This window comes from Mesorhizobium sp. M7D.F.Ca.US.004.03.1.1 (assembly GCF_003998635.1).
Taxonomy (GTDB): domain Bacteria; phylum Pseudomonadota; class Alphaproteobacteria; order Rhizobiales; family Rhizobiaceae; genus Mesorhizobium; species Mesorhizobium loti.
This window is the reverse complement of record NZ_RZQG01000024.1, coordinates 1-19,615: the sequence shown is the minus strand read 5'-3', so window position 1 is coordinate 19,615 and position 19,615 is coordinate 1. Positions and strand designations below refer to the sequence as shown.

20 protein-coding genes and 1 tRNA gene are annotated in these 19,615 nt (G+C 63.2%); 9 read left to right on the top strand and 12 right to left on the bottom strand.

What is annotated here, in order from left to right; translation table 11 throughout:
- Nucleotides 1-172: 172 nt before the first annotated feature.
- The 5 genes from ggt to EN935_RS03155 all read right to left on the bottom strand — a co-directional run bounded on the left by ggt (nt 173) and on the right by EN935_RS03155 (nt 5,733).
- A complete protein-coding gene (ggt, locus tag EN935_RS03175) occupies nt 173-1,759 on the bottom strand; it encodes a gamma-glutamyltransferase (RefSeq protein WP_109667363.1) in 1,587 nt (528 codons plus the stop codon).
- A gap of 46 nt (nt 1,760-1,805) precedes the next feature.
- Complete coding sequence (locus tag EN935_RS03170) at nt 1,806-2,606, bottom strand: ABC transporter permease (RefSeq protein ID WP_126067129.1); 801 nt, start codon at nt 2,604-2,606, stop codon at nt 1,806-1,808.
- Nucleotides 2,603-3,526 carry an ABC transporter permease gene (locus EN935_RS03165; RefSeq protein WP_127264023.1) on the bottom strand — a complete coding sequence of 308 codons (924 nt, stop codon included), beginning with the start codon at nt 3,524-3,526 and terminating at the stop codon, nt 2,603-2,605. The genes EN935_RS03170 and EN935_RS03165 overlap by 4 nt, the downstream gene beginning before the upstream one ends.
- Nucleotides 3,526-4,608, bottom strand: a complete 1,083-nt coding sequence (locus EN935_RS03160; RefSeq protein WP_127264021.1) for an ABC transporter ATP-binding protein — start codon at nt 4,606-4,608, stop codon at nt 3,526-3,528. Before EN935_RS03160 ends, EN935_RS03165 begins: the two co-directional genes overlap by 1 nt.
- Nucleotides 4,609-4,692: 84 nt before the next feature.
- Nucleotides 4,693-5,733: an ABC transporter substrate-binding protein gene (locus EN935_RS03155; RefSeq protein ID WP_127264019.1), complete on the bottom strand. Its 1,041-nt coding sequence runs from the start codon at nt 5,731-5,733 to the stop codon at nt 4,693-4,695.
- Between the two features lie 239 nt (nt 5,734-5,972).
- On the opposite strand from EN935_RS03155, the gene EN935_RS03150 reads away from it, so the two are divergent.
- Complete coding sequence (locus tag EN935_RS03150; protein ID WP_127264017.1) at nt 5,973-6,674, top strand: GntR family transcriptional regulator; 702 nt, start codon at nt 5,973-5,975, stop codon at nt 6,672-6,674.
- A 64-nt stretch (nt 6,675-6,738) separates the two neighbouring features.
- Here the strand turns inward: EN935_RS03150 and EN935_RS03145 are convergent, their stop codons facing one another.
- The 3 genes from EN935_RS03145 to EN935_RS03135 all read right to left on the bottom strand — a co-directional run bounded on the left by EN935_RS03145 (nt 6,739) and on the right by EN935_RS03135 (nt 9,459).
- A complete protein-coding gene (locus EN935_RS03145) occupies nt 6,739-7,497 on the bottom strand; it encodes an SDR family NAD(P)-dependent oxidoreductase (protein WP_127264027.1) in 759 nt (252 codons plus the stop codon).
- 89 nt (nt 7,498-7,586) lie between these two features.
- Nucleotides 7,587-7,663 (bottom strand) — tRNA-Arg (locus EN935_RS03140).
- Nucleotides 7,664-7,968: 305 nt separating this feature from the next.
- Entirely contained in the window at nt 7,969-9,459 is a 1,491-nt protein-coding gene (locus EN935_RS03135) for a HAMP domain-containing sensor histidine kinase (RefSeq protein WP_127264015.1), read from the bottom strand.
- Between the two features lie 279 nt (nt 9,460-9,738).
- On the opposite strand from EN935_RS03135, the gene rpmH reads away from it, so the two are divergent.
- The 4 genes from rpmH (at nt 9,739) to EN935_RS03110 (ending at nt 12,807) form a co-directional block, all read left to right on the top strand.
- Nucleotides 9,739-9,873 carry a 50S ribosomal protein L34 gene (gene rpmH, locus EN935_RS03125; RefSeq protein ID WP_008833937.1) on the top strand — a complete coding sequence of 45 codons (135 nt, stop codon included), beginning with the start codon at nt 9,739-9,741 and terminating at the stop codon, nt 9,871-9,873.
- Nucleotides 9,874-9,889: 16 nt separating this feature from the next.
- A complete protein-coding gene (gene rnpA / locus EN935_RS03120) occupies nt 9,890-10,243 on the top strand; it encodes a ribonuclease P protein component (RefSeq protein WP_111545239.1) in 354 nt (117 codons plus the stop codon).
- A 14-nt stretch (nt 10,244-10,257) separates the two neighbouring features.
- Entirely contained in the window at nt 10,258-12,069 is a 1,812-nt protein-coding gene (yidC, locus tag EN935_RS03115) for a membrane protein insertase YidC (RefSeq protein ID WP_127264013.1), read from the top strand.
- 177 nt (nt 12,070-12,246) lie between these two features.
- Nucleotides 12,247-12,807, top strand: coding sequence for a fasciclin domain-containing protein (locus EN935_RS03110; RefSeq protein WP_127264011.1), 561 nt, complete (start codon nt 12,247-12,249; stop codon nt 12,805-12,807).
- A gap of 157 nt (nt 12,808-12,964) precedes the next feature.
- Here the strand turns inward: EN935_RS03110 and EN935_RS03105 are convergent, their stop codons facing one another.
- Genes EN935_RS03105 through EN935_RS03095 form a run of 3 tightly spaced genes read right to left on the bottom strand, consistent with a single transcriptional unit; the run spans nt 12,965 to nt 16,249 of the window.
- Nucleotides 12,965-14,506, bottom strand: coding sequence for a DHA2 family efflux MFS transporter permease subunit (locus EN935_RS03105; protein ID WP_127264009.1), 1,542 nt, complete (start codon nt 14,504-14,506; stop codon nt 12,965-12,967).
- Nucleotides 14,503-15,792, bottom strand: a complete 1,290-nt coding sequence (locus tag EN935_RS03100) for an HlyD family secretion protein (RefSeq protein ID WP_127264007.1) — start codon at nt 15,790-15,792, stop codon at nt 14,503-14,505. Before EN935_RS03100 ends, EN935_RS03105 begins: the two co-directional genes overlap by 4 nt.
- The gene (locus tag EN935_RS03095) at nt 15,785-16,249 is read right to left on the bottom strand and encodes a MarR family winged helix-turn-helix transcriptional regulator (RefSeq protein ID WP_127264006.1); all 465 of its coding nucleotides are present in this window, start codon (nt 16,247-16,249) and stop codon (nt 15,785-15,787) included. The genes EN935_RS03100 and EN935_RS03095 overlap by 8 nt, the downstream gene beginning before the upstream one ends.
- A 178-nt stretch (nt 16,250-16,427) precedes the next feature.
- Here EN935_RS03095 and EN935_RS03090 point away from each other — a divergent pair, with 178 nt between their 5' ends.
- The 3 genes from EN935_RS03090 (at nt 16,428) to yihA (ending at nt 18,161) form a co-directional block, all read left to right on the top strand.
- Complete coding sequence (locus EN935_RS03090; protein WP_127264004.1) at nt 16,428-16,742, top strand: hypothetical protein; 315 nt, start codon at nt 16,428-16,430, stop codon at nt 16,740-16,742.
- Between the two features lie 124 nt (nt 16,743-16,866).
- Nucleotides 16,867-17,505, top strand: coding sequence for a CatB-related O-acetyltransferase (locus tag EN935_RS03085; RefSeq protein ID WP_164757675.1), 639 nt, complete (start codon nt 16,867-16,869; stop codon nt 17,503-17,505).
- Complete coding sequence (gene yihA, locus EN935_RS03080; RefSeq protein WP_024502094.1) at nt 17,502-18,161, top strand: ribosome biogenesis GTP-binding protein YihA/YsxC; 660 nt, start codon at nt 17,502-17,504, stop codon at nt 18,159-18,161. The genes EN935_RS03085 and yihA overlap by 4 nt, the downstream gene beginning before the upstream one ends.
- Before the next feature lie 21 nt (nt 18,162-18,182).
- Here yihA and EN935_RS03075 read toward each other — a convergent pair whose 3' ends face one another.
- Nucleotides 18,183-18,917, bottom strand: a complete 735-nt coding sequence (locus EN935_RS03075) for a TetR/AcrR family transcriptional regulator (protein ID WP_127263151.1) — start codon at nt 18,915-18,917, stop codon at nt 18,183-18,185.
- A 132-nt stretch (nt 18,918-19,049) separates the two neighbouring features.
- Between EN935_RS03075 and EN935_RS03070 the strand changes: the two genes are divergently transcribed.
- A partial coding sequence (locus EN935_RS03070; RefSeq protein ID WP_164771006.1) for a biotin/lipoyl-binding protein occupies nt 19,050-19,615 on the top strand: 566 nt, incomplete at its 3' end.

Sequence of the window (19,615 nt, the reverse complement as noted above, 5' to 3'; positions counted from 1 at the left end):
GCGTCGCCCTGTCGGGTGCCAGGATGGCGGGCGCATCATCGGCGCCGGCGGCGAGGCGGCGGGAAAGCCCAGGAGAATTTGCGATACTGGCCATGATCACCGACTATCTTTCCAACCCGTCAAAATCCAGCCGCGACACGCATATGTGATGCCACGGCAGACTGGGTCTATATCAATATCCAAGCGCCAAGCCATCCTTGCGCGGATCGGAAGCGCCGGTCAGCGTGCCCTTCTCCCAGTCGATCAGCACCACTTGCCCGCCGCCTAGCGGATGATGCGGCTCGGCTGTGCGATGGCCACGTCGGCGCAGGCCCTCGATCGCCTCGGCAGGAACGTTGCGCTCGGCCTCAACAGTGTCGTCATTGTAGAACACCCTGGGCGCATCCAGCGCCTGCTGCGGATCCATGCCGAAGTCGATCATGTTGGTGAGCAGGTGGACATGCCCGAACGGCTGGTAGCCGCCGCCCATGACGCCGAACGGCATCACCACGCGGCCGTTCTTCGTCGCCATGCCGGGCATGATCGTGTGCATCGGCCGCTTGCCGGGCGCGATCGCGTTCGGATGTGCCGGGTCGAGGCGGAAGCTCGAACCGCGGTTCTGCAGCACGATTCCGGTCTTCGGGCCGACGACGCCGCTGCCGAACGAATAATAGGTCGAGTTGATGAAGGAGACCGCGTTGCGGTCGCGGTCGACGATGGAGATGTAGACCGTGTCGCTGCCGGGCAGCTCCACGCGCGGCAGATGCGTCATGGCACGTTCGCGGTCGATCTCGGCGCGCAGCCGGTCGGCATAGGCGCCGGACAGGAGTTGCTTGACCGGCACCGGAACACGGTCCTGGTCGCCGACATAGCGGTCGCGGTCGCGATAGGCCAGACGCCCGGCTTCGATCTCCAGATGCAGGCGCTCGGCGCCATTGGGGTCGAGCTCGCCAAGCTTGAAGCCCGACAGCACGTTGAGCATCAAAAGCGCCGTCAGGCCCTGATTGTTCGGCGGCATCTGGTGGATATCATGGCCGCCATAGGAGGTGCTAACCGGCGCCACATAGTCGCCTCTGGTCGCCGCGAAATCCTCGGCCGAGTGCAGCCCGCCCAATTCATTGAGCCGGCGCACTATATCGTCGGCGACAGCGCCTTCGTAGAAACCGGCCCGGCCGTGTTTGGCGATGATGCGCAAGGTCGCCGCCAGTTCCGGCTGCCGGTGGACGTCGCCGGCTTTCGGCGCGTTGCCGCCGGGCAGGAAGATGCGCGCGGCATGCTCGTCGGCCGAAAGATCGGTCTCCGGTTCGGCCCAGTCGAAGGCGACGCGGTCATGCACGACATAGCCGTTCTCGGCATAATGGATGGCCGGCGCCAGCGCCTCGGCAAGGCCTTTGCGGCCATGGTCCTCGAGCAGGCGGCTCCAGGCATCGACGGCGCCCGGCACGGTGACCGCATGCGGACCCTGCAGCGGGATGCTGTCGAAGCCTTTTTCCAGATACCAGTCGACCGTCGCCTTGGCCGGCGCGCGGCCGGAGCCGTTGAAGGCCAGTACATTGCCTTGCCCCCCGGGAGAATAGAGCACGAAGCAGTCGCCGCCGATGCCGGTCGACTGCGGCTCGACCACGCCCTGCACGGCGGCGGCACAGACCGCGGCATCCATGGCGTTGCCGCCGGAGCGCAGCATCTCGATTGCCGCAAGGGTTGCAAGCGGATGCGAGGTCGCGGCAACCGCCTCGGTGGCACGAACCGGCGAGCGGCCGGGAAACTGGAAATCACGCATTCTGTCTGGATATCCCTGGTCACGTCTGCGAATTGGTCATCTGAAATCAATGCCGCCGCCCGAAGATCTGCGCAACCGACAACAGCACGACCGAGAGCACGATCAGGCAGGTGGAGATGGCGGCGATCGTCGGGTCGATCTGGTCGCGCAGCGCATTGAACATGCGGCGCGTCAATGTCGTGGTCTCGCCGCCAGATATGAACAGCGAAACCACCACTTCGTCGAAGGAGGTGATGAAGGCGAACAGCGCGCCCGAGACGATCGAGAAGCGGATCTGCGGCATGGTCACCTGCCAGAAGGCGGCGACGCGTCCGGCGCCGAGGCTGCGCGCCACGCGCTCCTGGTTCATGTCGTAGGAGCGCAGTCCCGACAGCACGGTCAGCACCACCAGCGGCAGCGCCTGCACCGTGTGCGCGATGACCAGGCCGGTCAGCGTGTTGTTGAGCCCGATGCGCGCATAGAGGAAGAAGGTGCCGATGCCGATCAGGATCACCGGGACGATCAGCGACGCCGTCAGCAGCGCGTTGATGGTGCCGTTGAAGCGCAGCGTGCCCCGGTTGATGGCATAGGCTGCGGCAGTGCCGAGCGGCGTCGCCACCAGCACCGTCGTAACAGCCACCTTGACCGAGACGATCGTGGCGTCGCGCCACTCCAGTGACCCGAAATAGGCCTGGTACCAGCGCAGCGACCATTGCTGTGGCGGGAATTGCAGCAGCGTCGAGTCCGAAAACGACATGATGACGATGATGATCGACGGCGCGATCAGGAACAGCAGCACGAGGCCGCCGAGGCCGTAGAGCCACAGACGTTGCCGGTGCGAGATCGGCAGGCCGATATCCTCGCTCATCGCGAACTCCACACACCGGTGGCGCGCGCGCCGAGCAGCCACTGGAACAGGCCGAGAAGCGCTAGCGTGACCACCAGCAGCACCACGCCAAGTGCCGCACCCGCGCCCCAGTTTGAATAGAGGCTGGTGGTCTGCTCCATGCGCATCGCCCACATGATCACCTTGCCGCCGCCCATCAGCGCAGGCGTGACGAAGAAGCCCAGGCAGAGCACGAAGACGATGACCACGCCCGAGGCGAGGCCGGGCAGCGACAGCGGAAAGAAGATCTGCCGGAAGGTGGCGACCGGGCCGGCGCCGAGGTTCATGCCGGCGCGCAGGCAGTCGGTGTCGATCGTCTTCATCGAGGCGTAGAGCGGCAGCACCAGGAACGGCAGCAAGATATGCGTCATGCCGATGACGACGCCCGACAGATTGTTGGCGAGCGACAGCGGCTGGTTGATGACGCCGAGGTCGATCAGCCAGCTGTTGATCAGGCCCTTGCGCTGCAGGATCACCAGCCAGGCATAGGTGCGCACCAGAACCGATGTCCAGAACGGCAGGATGACAAAAATCAGGCAGATCGACGCCGCCCGGCGCGGCAGCTGCGACAGCATGTAGGCCAAGGGATAGCCGAGCAGGACGCAGGCGCCGGTGACGATGAAGGCGACCTTGAAGGTGGTGACGAAGGTCTTGATGTAGGAGGCCTGCTCGAAGAAGCGCGCATAATTGGCGGCGCTGAAGCCGCCGGCCTCGTCGAACAGCGACAGCCAGAACAGCCAGCCGATCGGCACGATGATGATGGCGAAGACCAGGAACAGGCTTGGCGACAACAGCGCCAGCAGCCGCAACGACTCGCGCCGCGCGTCAGTGCGCAGCGCCTGCGCGTTCAGGGACTGATCCGCGCGGCCAGTCTCTTCCATGAGGGCGGGTTGCGCGCTCATCAGTCTGATGCCACCAGGATCGTGTCCTGAGCATCGAGGCCGAGGCTGACCGGCTGGCCGGGAGCCGGCATTTTCGCCAGCACATCGCTGCGGCAATAATCGCGCAGCGTCAGCTGACGGCCATCGCGCAGCACCGCGTAGCAGACGAAGCTGTCGCCCTGATAGATGATGTCGCTGACTGTCGCCTCGAGCACGTTGACGCTGTTTGGCTGTTCGGCGTTTGCCAAGAGCCTCAGCTTTTCCGGCCGCACCACCATCAGGTGCTGGCCTGCCGCCGGCACTGCCGCTGCGGTGTGGATTCTCCGGTCCTCGTACCAGACGGAGCCGTTGCGGCACTCGACCGGAATGAAATTCGATTCGCCGATGAAGCCGGCTACAAATCGCGTCTGCGGCCTGGCGTAGAGGGTTTCGGGCTTGTCGAGCTGTTCGATGCGCCCGGCGTTCATCACTGCGATGCGGTCCGACATGGTGATGGCTTCGCGCTGGTCGTGCGTGACATAGACGGTGGTCATGCCGAGCCGCCGGTGCAGCGCGCGCAGCTCGATCTGCATGTGCTCGCGCAGGCCCTTGTCTAGCGCCGACAGCGGTTCGTCCATCAGCACGATGCGCGGCTCGAAGACGATGGCGCGCGCCAGCGCGACACGCTGGCGCTGGCCGCCGGAGAGCTGGTCGACCCGGCGCTCGCCCAGTCCCTGCAATTTCACCAGATCGAGCGCCTTCTCGACACGCTCGGCCGTTTCGGTGGCTGCGACGCCGCGCTGCTTCAGCGGAAAAGCGATGTTGTGGAAGACGTTCATATGCGGAAACAGCGCGTAGTTCTGGAACACCATGCCGATGTTGCGCCTGTGCGGCGGCGTGGTGATGATCTCGTCATTGCCAACCTTGATGCTGCCGGCATTGGCCCGCACAAAGCCGGCCAGGATCATCAGCAGCGTCGTCTTGCCGGAGCCGGAAGGGCCGAGCAGCGTCAGGAACTCACCGGCCTCGACATCGAGGTTGAGGTCGCGCAGCACCGCTACGCTGCCAAATCGTTTCTCGATGCCGCGCATGCTGATCGGCAGCGCGGATGGCGCAATGGACAAGATTTTTCTCTCCTTAGGCGGCAAACAAGAGGTGGCGAGGCAGGTGCAGGTTGCGCCGCCTCGCCGTGAGCTTCCGGCCGCAGCCTATTGCTGGATCAGATTGTTGAACTTTTCTGTCGCCTCGACCAGGGTGTCGCGCCAGAACTCGGCATCCTGCAACACTTGCTTCTTGACGTTTTCGGGCGCCGAATTGATGTCCTTGATCCTGTCCTGCGGGATCTTGCCGGTCTCGAAAGCCTTCTCGTTGACAGGCCCATTGTCGACATAGAGCGGCAGGTTGGCCTGCAATTGCGGGCTGACGAACATCGCCAGCGCCTTCATCGCCGCTTCCTTGTTCTTCGCGCCCTTGGGGATGACCATGCAGTCGGCGGTCAGCACGCCCTGGTCGAACGAGAAGCTGACCGGCGCGCCTTCCTTCTTCAAGGTGCCGGCGCGGCCGTTCCAGATGCTCGCCATATCGACTTCGCCGTCCTTCACCAGCTGCATGGCCTGGGCGCCGGAGGTCCACCAGGCGTCGACATGGCCACGGATCTTGTCGACGGACTTCAACGCGCCGTCGATATCGACCGGATAGACCTTGTCGATCGGAATGCCCTCGGCCAGTGCCGCGACGCTCAGCGTTTCGGTCGACTGGCTGCCGCTCAGCGCGCGCCGTCCCGGGAATTTTTCCACGTTCCAGAAATCGGCCCATGTCTTCGGGCCTTTGTCGCCAAAAACATCGGTCCGGTAGATCAGCACGACCGAGGTGTAGGAAATACCGACCCAGTCGTCATGGACAAGCTTCGGGTTGATGCCGCTCTTGTCGATGATGCCGTAGTCGAGTTTCTCGAACAGCCCTTCCTTCGAGCCACGCGCGCATTCGTCGGCGCCAAGTTCGGTGATGTCCCATTTCACCGCATTGCCGGTCACCTGTAGCCGCACGTCGTCGAGGCCGTTGGTGGTGTCTTCCTTGATGGTGATGCCGAGCGCGTCGGCGGTCGGCTTGAAGAACGCCTTGGTCTGCGCCTCCTGGTAGGTGCCGCCCCATGAGGCGACTGTGATGGTGTCGCCCGCCATGGCGGGGGCCGCGAACGACGCCATGAGGGCGGCAACCGCAACAACGCTAACGCTTCTGGTCCTGTTCATTTTTCGGCTCTCCAACCGGTGTTCCCATTGTTTTTGATTTCGCATGCTATTTTGTATACAATTTTGAGTGTAGCTTAGGGATCGTTGATGTCAACACCATCCGGCGCGATCGAATCTACGCGTTTCGCGCCGGACAAGGTGGCGAGGGACGACCTCGCCGGGGGCGTGGCAAATTGCGCCGACAGCGGCTACAGCTATGCGTGTTCCGGCTGAAAGGCCGGAGAAGTGGGAAGGGAACCTTGGCCAAGGAAACCAAAAATACGCTGCGCGACTCGGTCTACTCCGCGCTCAAGGCGATGATCGTGACCGGCCAGATCCCGCCGGGTTCGCGCATCACCGAAAACGACATCGCCGCGAGACTGACTGTCAGCCGCACGCCGGTGCGCGAGGCCTTCAACCGCCTCGAGCGCGACGGCCTGGTCACCGGCCGGCCGCGCCAGGGCTATGTCGTCACCGAGTTCGACATCAACATGTTCCGCGAGGCGTTCGAGATCCGCGAGCTGCTCGACGGCCATGCGACGGAACTGGCGGCAGCGGCGGCAACGGAGGCGGACAAGGCGCGGCTGCGCGCCATGCTGGCCGAATGCGAGCGGCTGGCCGCCATTCCGGAGCGCACCAACAGGGAAAAATTCCAGGAACTGGAAGTCGGCATCGACCTGCACCGCGTCATCGCCGAAATCAGCGGCAACGTGATGCTGCACGGCATGCTGTGCGGCATCCTCGACAAGTGCCAGCACTATGTCTGGACGGAACTGCTCTGGCTGGACGAATGGAAGATCGCCCGCGACGAGCACGCTGAAATCGTCGACGCCATCTGTGCCGGCGACGCTGCCAGAGCCGGCACGCTGGCGCGCGCCCATGTGCGGGGATCGCGAGACAACGTTTTGCGCCTGCTGCAGGCCAAGTCGGACTATCGGAACTTTCTGGCCAAGGCGTCGTGAGGGGCGAGGAGCTTGGGCGAGGCCTGCCCGCCGACAGACCCTGACGACAAGCGCCTTTGAGCCTTCAGCCCTTGCGCTCCTGAAGGCTGTTGCCGCCGTCGACCACCAGCAGGGCGCCGTTGACATAACTGGCGCCTTCCGAGGCCAGGAACACGACCGCAGCGGCAACCTCATCCGGCCGCCCGGCCCGCGCCGGCGGCGTATGCAGGGCGGCTTGCCGCTCCATCTCGCTCGACGAACCCGTTTCGATCCAGCCGGGGGCGACGGCATTGGCCGTGATGCCGTTTTTCGCCACTTCGAGCGCGAGTGCGCGCGTCAGGCCCACCATGCCGGCCTTGGCGGCGGAATAGGCTGATGTGCCTTCGAAGGACACCAGTGGCCCGGTGACCGACGCGACATTGACGATGCGCCCGTAGCCCGCGTCGACCATCGCCGGCAGAAACGCCTTCGTGACGAGGAATGCCGTCTTCAGGCTGACGTCGATCCCTTGGTCCCAGTCGGCCTCGGTCATGGCGAGAAACGTCTTGTCGACCGAGGGTGATGCCAGCGAGCCCATGCCGGCATTGTTGACCAGGATATCGACGGCGCCGACATCATCCCGCAACCGCGCGACATCAGCAGCAATGGTGAGATCGGCGACCACGGCCTTGGCATCGATGCCCTCGGCACAAAGCGCAACGGCGCGATCGAGCACACGCGCACTGGCGCCGGTGAGAAGGACGGCATGCCCGGCTTGGCCAAGTTGGCGGGCAATGGCAAAGCCAATGCCATCGGCCGCACCGGCTCCGGTGATAAGTGCGCGCCTGATGCTGGTAGGAGGCATGGTCAAATCAGGCTCCGCTGGTATCCGCCTGTCCTGCGAATGAGACAGCAGCGGTCGCAAATCAACGAACCATAGCCCATGGATGATTTTGGCGCGCCCGAAGAGATTCGAACTCCTGACCCCCAGATTCGTAGTCTGGTGCTCTATCCAGCTGAGCTACGGGCGCGCAACAGGCCATGCTTTCCATGACCCCGCGAGCCGATCGTGAACGACCGACCGCGACGAGACGTGTTCCCTAGCGACTGAATTTCCGAAAAGCAAGCCGATCCGGTAAAAGTTTTGTCGCAGGCGTGTCATCCGGCGATGACGGGCCGTTTGCCCGGCGCATCGTAACAGCTCGGCGTGGCATGTCCGGGCTCTGGATTGTCTCCAGTCCGTGCGGTTCTCTTTGCCGGAGCCGCTTCGGCTATATGCATTCCAAATTCGAAGGCTGGGTAGGCGCGGATTGCCGGGCGAAACAGCCCAACCCTATCATGCCGGGCGGCGCAGGCCGTTGCGGGCCTGGTCGAGCCGGACCGGCTGGTCGGGGATGGTGACCGCGAATGTGGTGCGCCCGCCAATGCTCTCGACCAGTTCCACCGTGCCGCCATGCGCGCGGATCAGCTCGTGCGCGATCGCCAGGCCAAGGCCGGTGCCGCCGCTACGGGCCGAGCCGCGGAACGCCGCGAACAGGTTCTCGCGCGCCTTGGGTGGCAGGCCGGGGCCGGTGTCGCTGACGGCGATGCGGCTGACGCTGCCCAGGCGCACGGCCGACACCGCCAGGCGGCGCACCAGGGCGCTTTCACTGTCTGCCGCCATTGCCTGCACCGAGTTGCGGCACAGATTGGTGAGCACGCGGAACAGCTGGTCGGAATCGGCGTCTACCTCGAAGGCCGGCTCGACGGAATTGACGAACTCGATGCCTTGCTCGATGTCGAGCAGGCCGTGCACGTCCTCGACCAGTTGGCGCAGCCGCAAGCGTCGGCGCGCCGGTGGCGGCTCCTGGGTGCGGCCATAGGCGAGCACGCCTTCGGAATAGGAGACGGCGCGGTCGAGCGCGCGCAGCAGTTTCGGCGCGAAGGCCTGCACGGTCGGGTCCTTGACCTGGCGCAGGCGGTCCGACATCAGCTGCGCCGAAGCCAGGATGTTGCGCATGTCATGGTTGATCTTGGAGACGGCGAGGCCAAGGTCGGCAAGGTGCTTCTGCTCGGAGAGCATTTTCTGCAGCCGCTCCTGCATCTGCGACAGCTCGCGCTCGGCGACGCCGATCTCGTCGGCGCGGGCGGCCGGATGGATGATGCGCCCGGGATCGTCGGGGGCTTCGGAGAAAGACAGCATCGAGCGCGTCATCGTCCGGATCGGCCCGATCATGATCAGGTCGATGGCGGCATAGACCAGCATGGCGGTGAACAGCGAGATCAGCAGCGAGACAAAGGCGACGTTGCGGGAATATCGCAGCATCGCATTGCGCAAGCTGTTGTCCGGCATGATCAGCTCGAACTCCTTGTCCGAGTCGCCGACCGGGCCGAAGACGCGGAGCATCCGGCCGCCGCCGAAAAACAGCGTGTCGAGCGCGCCGGTCATGCCCTTGATCATGCCGATCGAGGCGATATCGATGTGTTCGTCGACCTTCGGCGGCATTTCGGCCACCACCAGCAGCCGCGAGACGCCGCCGTCGCGCACGGCGATCGCCTTGGCGCCGATTGCCATCAGCACGTCGTTCTGCGCCGTGCGCGACAGCGAGGTGGGTTCACCCTGCACCAGCACGATCGACACAGCCGCCGCCGTGCTCAGCCGCTCCTTCAGCCAGTTCAGCCGGTAGCTGGCGATCCAGGGCAGGAAGATCAGCACTTCGGCCAGCAGCACGAAAGCAATGGTGAGCAGCAGCAGCTTGGTCGATAGGCCGCGCGACAGCGGCACCGTGCGCACGATGGCTGGCTCCGCCGTGCCGATCGTTTCCTGCGCTTGTATGGTTTCGCTCATGCGGTCCATGTCTTCACAATCACTTGATCAACGCAGATTAGGCGATTACGGCTTTTTTGCCAATTTCATCCTTGGTCGGAAACATAAACCGACCTGAACGACGCCCGGCTTCGGCCCGACGACTCCGGATTGACTTCCAAAAGCCTTCTTTCTATAAGCCCGCACACGCTCGGGCCATTCGTCCCGGCGCGGTTTCGATCGCGCCAAAGCCGGCCCGGCAAAGCTCCTGTTACACAGTGACAGAATCAAGAAGGGCCGCACCCCGCGGTATTAAAACAAATGAAGCGTACCTACCAACCGTCTAAACTCGTCCGCAAACGTCGGCACGGCTTCCGTGCCCGCATGGCCACCAAGGGTGGTCGCGGCGTCGTCGCAGCTCGCCGCAACCGCGGTCGCAAGCGGCTCAGCGCCTGAACGGAAGACGAGATCGTTGCCCGCATCCGGCAAGCCAGTGGGACCAAATCCCAAGCGGCTTCTGAAGCGCGCGGAATTCCTGGCCGTCCGTCGTGGTGAAAAGCGACGCGGGCGGCTTTTTCTCGTTGAAGTTCTCGACCGCGGCGACGGCCTGTCGCCGCGCGTCGGCTACACCGTCACCAAGAAGGTCGGCAATGCGGTTGTCCGCAACCGCGTCCGGCGGCGGCTGCGAGAGGCTGTCCGTACGCATGCGGCAAGTGACATGGCGCCTGGCAATGACTATGTCATCGTCGGGCGTGAAGACGTGCTTACCATTCCGTTCGGCCAGTTGAAGGCCGAACTCTCCCGCCGACTGCGCGGAACACGATAGGCCAAGGGCTTTCGATGGAAAACAACCGGAACTTCTTCATCACCATCGCGCTGTCGGTGCTGATCCTGGCGGTATGGCAATATTTTTACGTGTTGCCGCGCAGTGAGGCGCAGCGCGAAGCGGCCCGCGTCGAACAGCAGCGCGTCGAAGAGCAGAAGAAGGCCGCCGGCACAAATCCCGGCACCGACACCGGAACGCCCGCCGCACCTGGCGCCATTCCGAACGCACCCGGTACCGACGCCGTGACGCCGGCCGGCCGCGAACAGGCACTCGCCACGACGACCCGCGCCAAGATCGATACGCCAAGCCTCGAGGGTTCGATCAACCTGACCGGCGCCCGTCTCGACGACCTCAAGCTCAGGCACTATACCGAGACGGTCGACAAGAATTCGCCCGAGATCAGCCTGCTCAACCCGGCAGCACTCCCCAATGGTTACTATGCCGAGATCGGCTTCGTCGGCAACGACAAGACCGGCGCGGTGCCTGGTCCCGAGACCGTGTGGGTCGTCGACGGCAATGCGACGCTGACGCCGACAACCCCGGTCACGCTGACCTATTCGAACGACAAGGGCCTGACCTTCAAGCGCACCTTTTCCGTCGATACCAACTACATGTTCACGGTGTCCGACACGGTGCAGAATTCGGGCACGGCCGCTGTCTCGCTGTCCAATTACGGCCGCGTCACCCGTTTCGACAAGCCGGCCGTTGCCAGCACCTATGTGCTGCATGAGGGCCTGATCGGCTTCACCGGCACCGAAGGCCTGCAGGAACACAAATACGCGTCCATCGAGAAGGACAAGCAGTTCACGCCGGGCAAGTCGACCGACGGTTGGCTCGGCATCACCGACAAATACTGGGCGGTGACGCTGGTGCCGACCGAGAAGCAGCCGTTCCAGCCGCGCTACGCCTATTTCGAGGATGGCCGCCATCGCTACCAGTCCGACTTCCTGACCGACCCGATCACCGTCGATGCCGGTCAGTCGGCGACGGTGGAGAGCGAAATCTTTGCCGGCGCCAAGGAGGTCGGCAAGATCAACGCCTATGCGGAAGACCGCCACATCAAGCGGTTCGACCTGCTGATCGACTGGGGCTGGTTCCACTTCATCACCAAGCCGATGTTCTGGCTGATCGACACGCTCTACAAATTCTTCGGCAATTTCGGCCTGGCGATCCTCGCCACCACCGTCATCGTCAAGGCCATCTTCTTCCCACTCGCCAACAAGTCCTACGCGTCGATGGCGAACATGAAGAAGGTGCAGCCCAAGATGCTCGAGATCCGCGAGAAATACGCGGATGACAAGATGAAGCAGCAGCAGGCGATGATGGAGCTGTACAAGACCGAGAAGATCAATCCGCTTGCCGGCTGCTGGCCGGTGGCGCTGCAGATTCCGGTCTTCTTCTCGCTCTACAAGGTGCTCTACATCACCATCGAGATGCGGCATGCGCCGTTCTTCGGCTGGATCCAGGATCTGGCGGCACCCGATCCGACGTCGATCTTCAATCTGTTCGGCCTCGTTCCGGTCACCTTGCCGCACATGCTGATGATCGGTGTCTGGCCGCTGATCATGGGCGTCACCATGTTCCTGCAGATGCGCATGAACCCGACGCCGCCGGATCCGACGCAGGCCGCGATCTTCACCTGGATGCCCGTCATCTTCACCTTCATGATGGCGGGTTTCCCGGCCGGCCTGGTCATCTACTGGGCCTGGAACAACACGCTGTCGATCCTCCAGCAAGGCGTGATCATGAAGCGCCAGGGCGCCAAGATCGAGCTGTGGGACAATCTGATCGCACTGTTCCGAAAGAAACCGTCACCGGCGGAATAGAAGGCGTTGCCTTTGCGAAATCAAAAAAGCCCCGGTTCGCCCGGGGCTTTTTTGTTGAACGGACCCTTTCATCACGTTCCCGTGACCGGCGAAACTAGCGCCCCGCAAGCGGCGTGACTGCGTGTGCGTTTCCAAAGGCTATCAATTCCGATCAGCCCTCACCCGGAGGAAGAACACATGCGCTTGCCGTCATTCAGGACCGTCGCCATTTCCGCACTTGTCGCCGGCGTGGCGATTGCCGCTCCCGCCTATGCCAAGAACCCGAACGTTGGCGGCGCGCCGATGTACACCACCAAGAACATCGTCGAGAACGCTGTCAATTCGAAGGACCACACGACCTTGGTCGCCGCCGTGAAGGCGGCCGGCCTTGTCGACACGCTGCAGGGCGCCGGTCCGTTCACTGTCTTCGCGCCGACCAACGCAGCCTTCGCGGAGCTGCCCAAGGGCACCGTCGACACGCTGCTGAAGCCCGAGAACAAGGACCAACTGACCAAGGTGCTGACCGCTCATGTCGTGGCCGGCAAGATTTCGGGCGCCGAAATGATGAAGAAGGCCAAGGCAATGGGCGGCAAGTACGAGATGAAGACCGTTTCCGGCGATACGCTGACCGCCGAAGTCAAGAAGGGCAAGCTCTACATCATGGATGAGTCCGGTGGCGAGGCCAAGGTGACGATCGCCGACGTCAACCAGTCGAACGGCGTCATCCATGTCGTCAACAAGGTGTTGTTGCCAAAGTAACGGCTTCCGGCGAGGGGATACAGGCAGAACCGTTGGGGCTTTCTCGGGCCTGCCGTCCTCACCTCATGACGAGGCGCCATATTTCTTGGGAAGCCGTATCTGCCGGGGTCCTGTAGTCCCTCACAGGGCCCCGGTTTCTTTTTGGCCGCGTCGCCCGTTACTCCATGACGGCGCTGTGATCGATCTTGGCCGGTGTCGCCGGCTTGCGCAGCAGGAGAACCAGCGGAATGGCGGCAAGCGACAGGATCATCATCAGCTTGAAGTCGTTCATGTAGCTGATGATCGTCGCCTGCAGAGTCACCACGCCGTCGAGCGCGGCACGGCCGGCGGCGCTGTAGGGGTCCATCGCCTGGAAGATCGCCGGATTGCTGAACGCTTGGTTGTAGGGCGTCACATAGGTGGCGATGTTGGCGTGGTTGATCTGCACGTTCTGCGTCAACAGCGCGGTGACGACGGATATGCCGACGGAGGAGCCGATGTTTCGCGACAGATTGTATAGGCCAGTGCCTTCCGCGCGCCGCTCCGGCGCCAGCGTGGCGAAGGTGATGGTGGTCAGCGGCACGAACAGGAAGCCCAGGCCCGCGCCCTGGATGAAGCCGGTGCTGATGATCGTCCATTGCGAGACATCAGGGGTCCAGCCGGTCATGTCGTACATCGCCCAGGCGGTGACCAGCAGGCCGGTCAACAGCAGCCAGCGCGTGTCCACCTTGCCGATCAACCTGCCGACCAGGAACATGCACGCCATGGTGCCGAGACCGCGCGGCCCCATGACGATGCCGGCCGTCACCACCGGATAGCCCATCAGCGTCTGCAGATAGGGCGTCATCAGGGCCAGCGAGGCCAGATAGGTGATGCCGATGATGAAGATGAAGATCATGCCGACGGCGAAGTTGCGGTCGAGGAAAAGCCTCGGGTTCACGAACGTGTTGCGGGCGGTGAAGGTGTGAACGAGGAAGATGTAGAAGGCCGACGTGCAGATCAGCGCCTCGACGATGATCTCGGAGGACGAGAACCAGTTGAGCTGCTCGCCGCGATCGAGGAACATCTGCAGCGATGCGATGGTGACGCTGAGCATGCCGAAGCCTAGCCAGTCCAGCCTCGCCTTGAGATCCGTCTTGGTTTCCTGGACGAACATCGACACGCCGGCGAAAGCCAGGGCGCCGATCGGGACGTTGATGTAGAAAACCCAGCGCCAGCTGACATTTTCGGTCAGCCAGCCGCCGATGACCGGCCCGAGCACCGGCCCGACCATCACGGAAACGCCGAACAGCGCCATCGCCGAGCCGCGCTCTTCGACGCTGTAGATATCGAGCAGGATGCTCTGCGCCAGCGGCACCAGGGCGGCGCCGAACAGGCCTTGCAGCAGGCGGAAGCCGACGATCTGCGGCAGCGACTGCGCGAAGCCGCACAGCACCGACGCGACGACAAAGCCGGTGATGGATATCAGCAGGATGCGCTTGCGGCCGAAACGATTGGCAAGGTAACCTGAAGGCGGCGTCATGACGGCCGCAGCCACGATATAGGAGGTCAGCACCCAGTTGATCTGGTCGGCGCTCGCCGAAACGCTGCCCTGGATATAGGGCAGCGCCACATTGGCGATGGTGGTGTCCAGCGCCTGCATGATGACGGCCAGGATCACGCAGGCGGTGATGGCGCCGCGATTGGCGATCACGCCACCTGTCGCGGACGCGCCGGTCATGATTTTTGTCCGAACCGGTTGATAAGATCGGTCACGAAGTCCGGCAGGCCGCGCGCATGGCCGGTGTCGATGCCGACCACGACGCTCATTCCGCCACGCAGCGGCGGCTTGCCCCGGAGATCATCGACCGTCACGCGCATCGGAATGCGCTGCACGACCTTGACCCAGTTGCCGGTGGTGTTCTGCGCCGGAAGCAGCGAGAAGCTCGACGACGACGCCGGGCTGATCGAGGCGACCGTGCCGTGCCAGACGGCACCCGGATAGCTGTCGACGCTGATCGTCGCTGTCTGTCCCGGCCGCACATAGGTCAGTTCGGTTTCCTTCGGCTCCGCCGCGATCCACAAATCGGTCGCCGAAATCAGGCTGAACGCCGGCTGCGAAGCCGGCAGGTACTTGCCAACCTGAAGCGCGTCGACATTGGTGACGATGCCGTCGAATGGCGCCTTGACGATGGAATCGGCAAGATTGCGCTGGGCGTCGTCCACCGCAGACTGGGCTTGCAGGTAGAAGGGGTTCTTCTCCACCGGCTGGCTGGCGTCGCCGCCAAGCTGGGCAAGCGTCGCCTGCGCCTGCGCCTCGGCAACGGACACTTTCTGGCGGGCGGCAACGAGATCGTGCTGGGCGCTGTCGAAGGTCGCCTTGGAGGAGGTGGAGGTCTTGAGCAGGTCCTGCTGGCGCTGGAAGGCGGCCTCGTAATAGGGGATGTCGGCCTGCGCCTGCTCGATCAGCGCCTGCGACTGCTGGTAGCTCGCCTGCAAGGTCAGCACCTGGTTGCGCACGGTCCCGAGCTGCGCCTGGGCCGCGGCAAGAGCGGTTTCGAAAGAGGCCGGCCGCAGCCGGAAAAGCACCTGGTCCTTCTTCACCGCCTCGTTCTCGTGAACATCGATCTCAAGCACGGTGCCGGAGACATCGGTGGAGACGCCGAGCGACTGCGCCTGGATGTAGGCATTGTCCGTCGTCATCAGCTGGCCGCCGACAACGTAGTAGTAGCCGCCGACGACCAGCGCGACCGGAAGCAGGGCAAACAGGATCGGCCGTGCCCGGCTGCGCTTGGGCTTGACCGGCGCCGGAGGCGCCACCGCAACCGTGGCCTGCCGGGGCTCTTTGGACGGAGCCTCGAGTGCCGCCGGCGCCAGGGCGACTGGTGCTTCCAGTTCGTCGTCGACGACGGTGTTGGCACGTCTCTGTTCGCGTTCGCTGTCCAGCCGGATGATCTGGTCACTCGCCCGGTCAGTGGAGGATCCGTCTTCTTCGACAGGCTTCTTGGGTGAGGTTGATTCAGCCATGTATTTTCTCCCGGTCGACGGCTGGCTGGGCGCAAGCCGCGAGCAGATTGGATTTGATGAGGGACAGGGTTTGCAGCAGATGCAGCTGGGCATCGGTGGAAAGGCCGACAAAGGCCTCGTCACGCATTTTCTGGCCATTGCTGCGCATGATTTCGGTCAGCGGATGGGCTTGCGGCGTCAGGTAAAGCAGCCATGCCCGGCGGTCAGCGGGATTGGGCCGGCGCTCGACGAAGCCGCTTGCTTCCATCTTGTCGAGCAGCCGGGCGAGCGTGATCGGCGTGATCTCGATCAGGTCGGCGAGCTTGTTCTGGTGGATGCCTTCATGCAGGGACAGATAGGCCAGCACCTGCCACTGGGCGCGGGTCAGCCCCGACGCCCGCGACCGCTGCTCGAACCGCTTTCGAAACAGGCGCGCGACATCGTGCAGCACGAAGCTGATGTTGGGTGACGATGGCATGAGAGGTACTGGGGTTTTTCGGCGCGACTTTTAGTGAGCATGCTTATTATCATCATGCACATAATCCCGCTGGACGCGCTGCGCAAGACGGACTAAGCCCGCCTGGAAAAAATGACGCATGGGTTGCGACGCAACAAAAAGACCCGGTGACAGGCAGTTATCGGGCGAGGATATGACGATGAATTGGTTGAAGATCGCGACCGTGGCAGGCCTCGCAGCATGGCCTGGAATCGCGCTCGCAAAGGACGCCGTCAGCTGCGGCGGCGCCGCCATGCTGGGTGGCGCGCAATTGAACTGCAGCCACGTCGAACCCCAGGCGCCGCCTCAGTTTTGCACCTATAGCTGGGCTCTGCACACACCTGCCGGCGACCAGAAAATCGTCGAAGGAACCTTCATGCTGCCGCCCGGCGCCTCGAATGTCACCGTCTATCAGGGCAGCGGTTTCGACAGTGCGCTGTCCGATCCGATCGTCATCTGCCGCGGCGGCAAATGAGCAAAGCCGTCAAGGAAAGCTCGCTCGTCGGTCGATTGGTGCTATAGGGCGGATCACGCTATTTTGAATGAGCGCATTCAAGTTTCGGATGCGCCTGGCGGCCATTTCTCTGACGGATTTCGACATGGACGGACCCAACCCCAACATCAAGCACCCGATCCCGATGCACACCCGCGTCGGCTTTCTCAAGGGACTGGTGAACGCGCCGAACATCGAGATCGGCGACTTCACCTACTATGACGACCCCGACGGGCCGGACAAATTCGCTGAAAAATGCGTCCTGCACCATTATCCGTTCATAGGCGACAAGCTGATCATCGGCCGGTTCTGCGCCATCGCCGAGGGCGCGCGCTTCATCATGAACGGCGCCAACCACGCAATGTCCGGCTTTTCGACCTATCCGTTCAATATTTTCGACCATGGCTGGGAAAAGGGCTTTGACCCGGCGACGTGGTCGAAGGAGGTTCGCGGCGACACAATCGTCGGCAACGACGTCTGGATCGGCATGGAGGCGGTGATCATGCCCGGTGTGGAAATCGGCCATGGCGCTATCGTCGGTGCGAAATCGGTGGTGACGCACGATGTGCCGCCCTATGCGATCGTCGCCGGCAACGCGGCCAAGGTGGTAAGGATGCGTTTCGACGACCGGACGGTCAGGCGGCTGCTGGCGGTGGCGTGGTGGAACTGGCCGGTGGACAAGGTCAGCCGCAACCTCGATGCTATCCGGGGTGCCAATATTTCTCTTCTGGAGGCAGCAGCTTGAACGCTCTGAACAGCAGCATAATCGGCACCGAACTGTTTACACGGGGATGGATCTTCATCCGCGGCGTGCCGGCCATGAAGTTCCTGCCGCCGGAAGGACCGCCGGAAATCGCCTTTGCCGGCCGCTCGAACGTCGGCAAGTCGTCGCTGATCAACGCGCTTGTCAACCAGAAGGGGCTGGCGCGCACCTCCAACACGCCGGGGCGCACGCAGGAGCTCAACTATTTCGTGCCGGACGGATTTTCGGGCGAGGGCGCCGACCTGCCGCCCTTGGCGCTGGTCGATATGCCCGGCTACGGCTACGCCACCGCGCCGAAGGAGAAGGTCGACGAGTGGACCAAGCTGGTCTTCGACTATCTCAAGGGCCGCGTCACGCTGAAGCGGGTCTATGTGCTGATCGACGCCCGCCACGGCATCAAGGCCAAGGACGATGAAGTGCTGTCGCTGCTCGACAAAGCGGCGGTGTCCTACCAGATCGTGCTGACCAAGACCGACAAGATCAAGACCGCCGGCGTGCCGCGGCTGATCGAGGAGACGCTGGCAAAGATCAAGAAGCGGCCGGCGGCGTTCCCGTTCGTTCTGGCGACGTCGTCGGAAAAGGCCGAGGGCCTGCAGGAATTGCAGGCCGCGATCGTGCTTGCCGCCAATGGCGGCTAGGCATCTCAACACACCTTAGGTCTAGGGCTTGGCCTCGATAGCAATCGTCTGATGGCCTTCTTCCGCCGCAAGCCGTTCGGTGCCGTAAGCCTTCAGGAACATGCTGACGCCTGACCTGACGATGTGGTCGATCTCGTCCTGGCTCGGGGCTTTGGTGCGGTAGGCGAAGATGCACTGGCGGAACAGGCCGGCCAGGCACAGTTCGGTGAACTGATAGGCGGCGAGATCGACATCGTCGATCCGCAGCAGCTCGCGCTCGATGGCGGCATTGAGAAAGGCCGCGACTTTGTCGTGACCGCGCTTGGGACCGCGTTCGTAAAACCGTGCGCCCATGTCGGGTATCCGGTCGGATGCGCCGATCACCGTGCGCTGCGCCTGGATAACCTTGGCCGACGTGATCTTGAGAGCCAGCACCTTGCCGAACTTCACCAGCGTCTCGCGCAGGTCGTCGGCATTGTCCAGAACGTCGTACATGTTCTTGAAGATGGTGCCGCGCTCTTCCTCGATCAGCGCTTCGAACAGCTCTTCCTTGTTGGCGAAATAGACATAGATCGTGCCCTTGGAGACACCGGCCTCGCGGGTGATGTCGTTCATCGAGGCGGCCTCGAACCCCTTGTCGATGAAGACACGACGGGCGCCGTCGATGATCTGGCTGCGCTTGACCGGATCCTGCCCGGCCGCCGGGCGGCCACGGCGCAAGCTTTCCAACAGGTCGTCGCACGACTCGTTTTCAACGTTGGGCGATGTCTCGGTCATGAAAGTCACACCTCGAAAATAATTCGAACCAACCGGTTCGATTGCCCTTGATATGGTCCTCTTTACGCGCTATGTCAACGCCCGGATCGAACCGAACGGTTCAGTATTATATTATAACTTTAGAGAGATGTCATGTCCTCGAACGCGCCGACCACAGCTGAAGTCCGTCCCTTCCCCAATGCCAAGGTTGCGCCGGCGACGGAAGCACCGGGAGTGCCTGTCCAGCCCGGCGTATCATCGCCGCCGGCAGAGGCTCCGGTCAAGAAGAAGCGCTCGGTGCGCTCCTTTCTGCTGCCGATCATCGGCGTTGCCTTGCTGAGCGCCGGCGCCTGGTACGGTTACGATTACTGGACCACGGGCCGCTTCATGATCTCGACGGACGACGCCTATGTCCAGGCTGACATGGCGTTCATTTCGCCCAAGATTTCCGGCTATGTCGATCAGGTCAAGGTCAGCGAGAACCAGTCGGTCAAGGCGGGCGATCCGTTGCTCGTCGTCGATGACGGCGACTACAAGATCGCTGTCGCCCAGGCCGAGGCGCAGATCGCCACTTTGAGCAAGACGCTCGACCGTATCGACGCCCAGACCGAAGCGGCGCGCGCCTCGTTGCAGCAGGCGCAGGCGCAGAAGGTCGCCGACCAGGCCGCGGCCGATAATGCGGGCAAGGTCGCGGCGCGCGCCTCGCAGCTGCTCAAGAC

Bases quoted from the DNA above. Each gene is read 5' to 3' on its own strand.
- EN935_RS03085 (WP_164757675.1), top strand. From the start codon at position 16,867: ATGGACGGACCCAACCCCAACATCAAGCACCCGATCCCGATGCACACC.
- yidC (WP_127264013.1), top strand. From the start codon at position 10,258: ATGGAAAACAACCGGAACTTCTTCATCACCATCGCGCTGTCGGTGCTG.
- EN935_RS03145 (WP_127264027.1), bottom strand. From the start codon at position 7,497: ATGCCTCCTACCAGCATCAGGCGCGCACTTATCACCGGAGCCGGTGCG.
- EN935_RS03105 (WP_127264009.1), bottom strand. From the start codon at position 14,506: ATGACCGGCGCGTCCGCGACAGGTGGCGTGATCGCCAATCGCGGCGCC.
- rpmH (WP_008833937.1), top strand. From the start codon at position 9,739: ATGAAGCGTACCTACCAACCGTCTAAACTCGTCCGCAAACGTCGGCAC.
- EN935_RS03075 (WP_127263151.1), bottom strand. From the start codon at position 18,917: ATGACCGAGACATCGCCCAACGTTGAAAACGAGTCGTGCGACGACCTG.
- EN935_RS03155 (WP_127264019.1), bottom strand. From the start codon at position 5,733: ATGAACAGGACCAGAAGCGTTAGCGTTGTTGCGGTTGCCGCCCTCATG.
- EN935_RS03110 (WP_127264011.1), top strand. From the start codon at position 12,247: ATGCGCTTGCCGTCATTCAGGACCGTCGCCATTTCCGCACTTGTCGCC.
- EN935_RS03165 (WP_127264023.1), bottom strand. From the start codon at position 3,526: ATGAGCGCGCAACCCGCCCTCATGGAAGAGACTGGCCGCGCGGATCAG.
- ggt (WP_109667363.1), bottom strand. From the start codon at position 1,759: ATGCGTGATTTCCAGTTTCCCGGCCGCTCGCCGGTTCGTGCCACCGAG.
- EN935_RS03135 (WP_127264015.1), bottom strand. From the start codon at position 9,459: ATGAGCGAAACCATACAAGCGCAGGAAACGATCGGCACGGCGGAGCCA.
- EN935_RS03090 (WP_127264004.1), top strand. From the start codon at position 16,428: ATGAATTGGTTGAAGATCGCGACCGTGGCAGGCCTCGCAGCATGGCCT.
- EN935_RS03170 (WP_126067129.1), bottom strand. From the start codon at position 2,606: ATGAGCGAGGATATCGGCCTGCCGATCTCGCACCGGCAACGTCTGTGG.
- EN935_RS03100 (WP_127264007.1), bottom strand. From the start codon at position 15,792: ATGGCTGAATCAACCTCACCCAAGAAGCCTGTCGAAGAAGACGGATCC.
- EN935_RS03095 (WP_127264006.1), bottom strand. From the start codon at position 16,249: ATGCCATCGTCACCCAACATCAGCTTCGTGCTGCACGATGTCGCGCGC.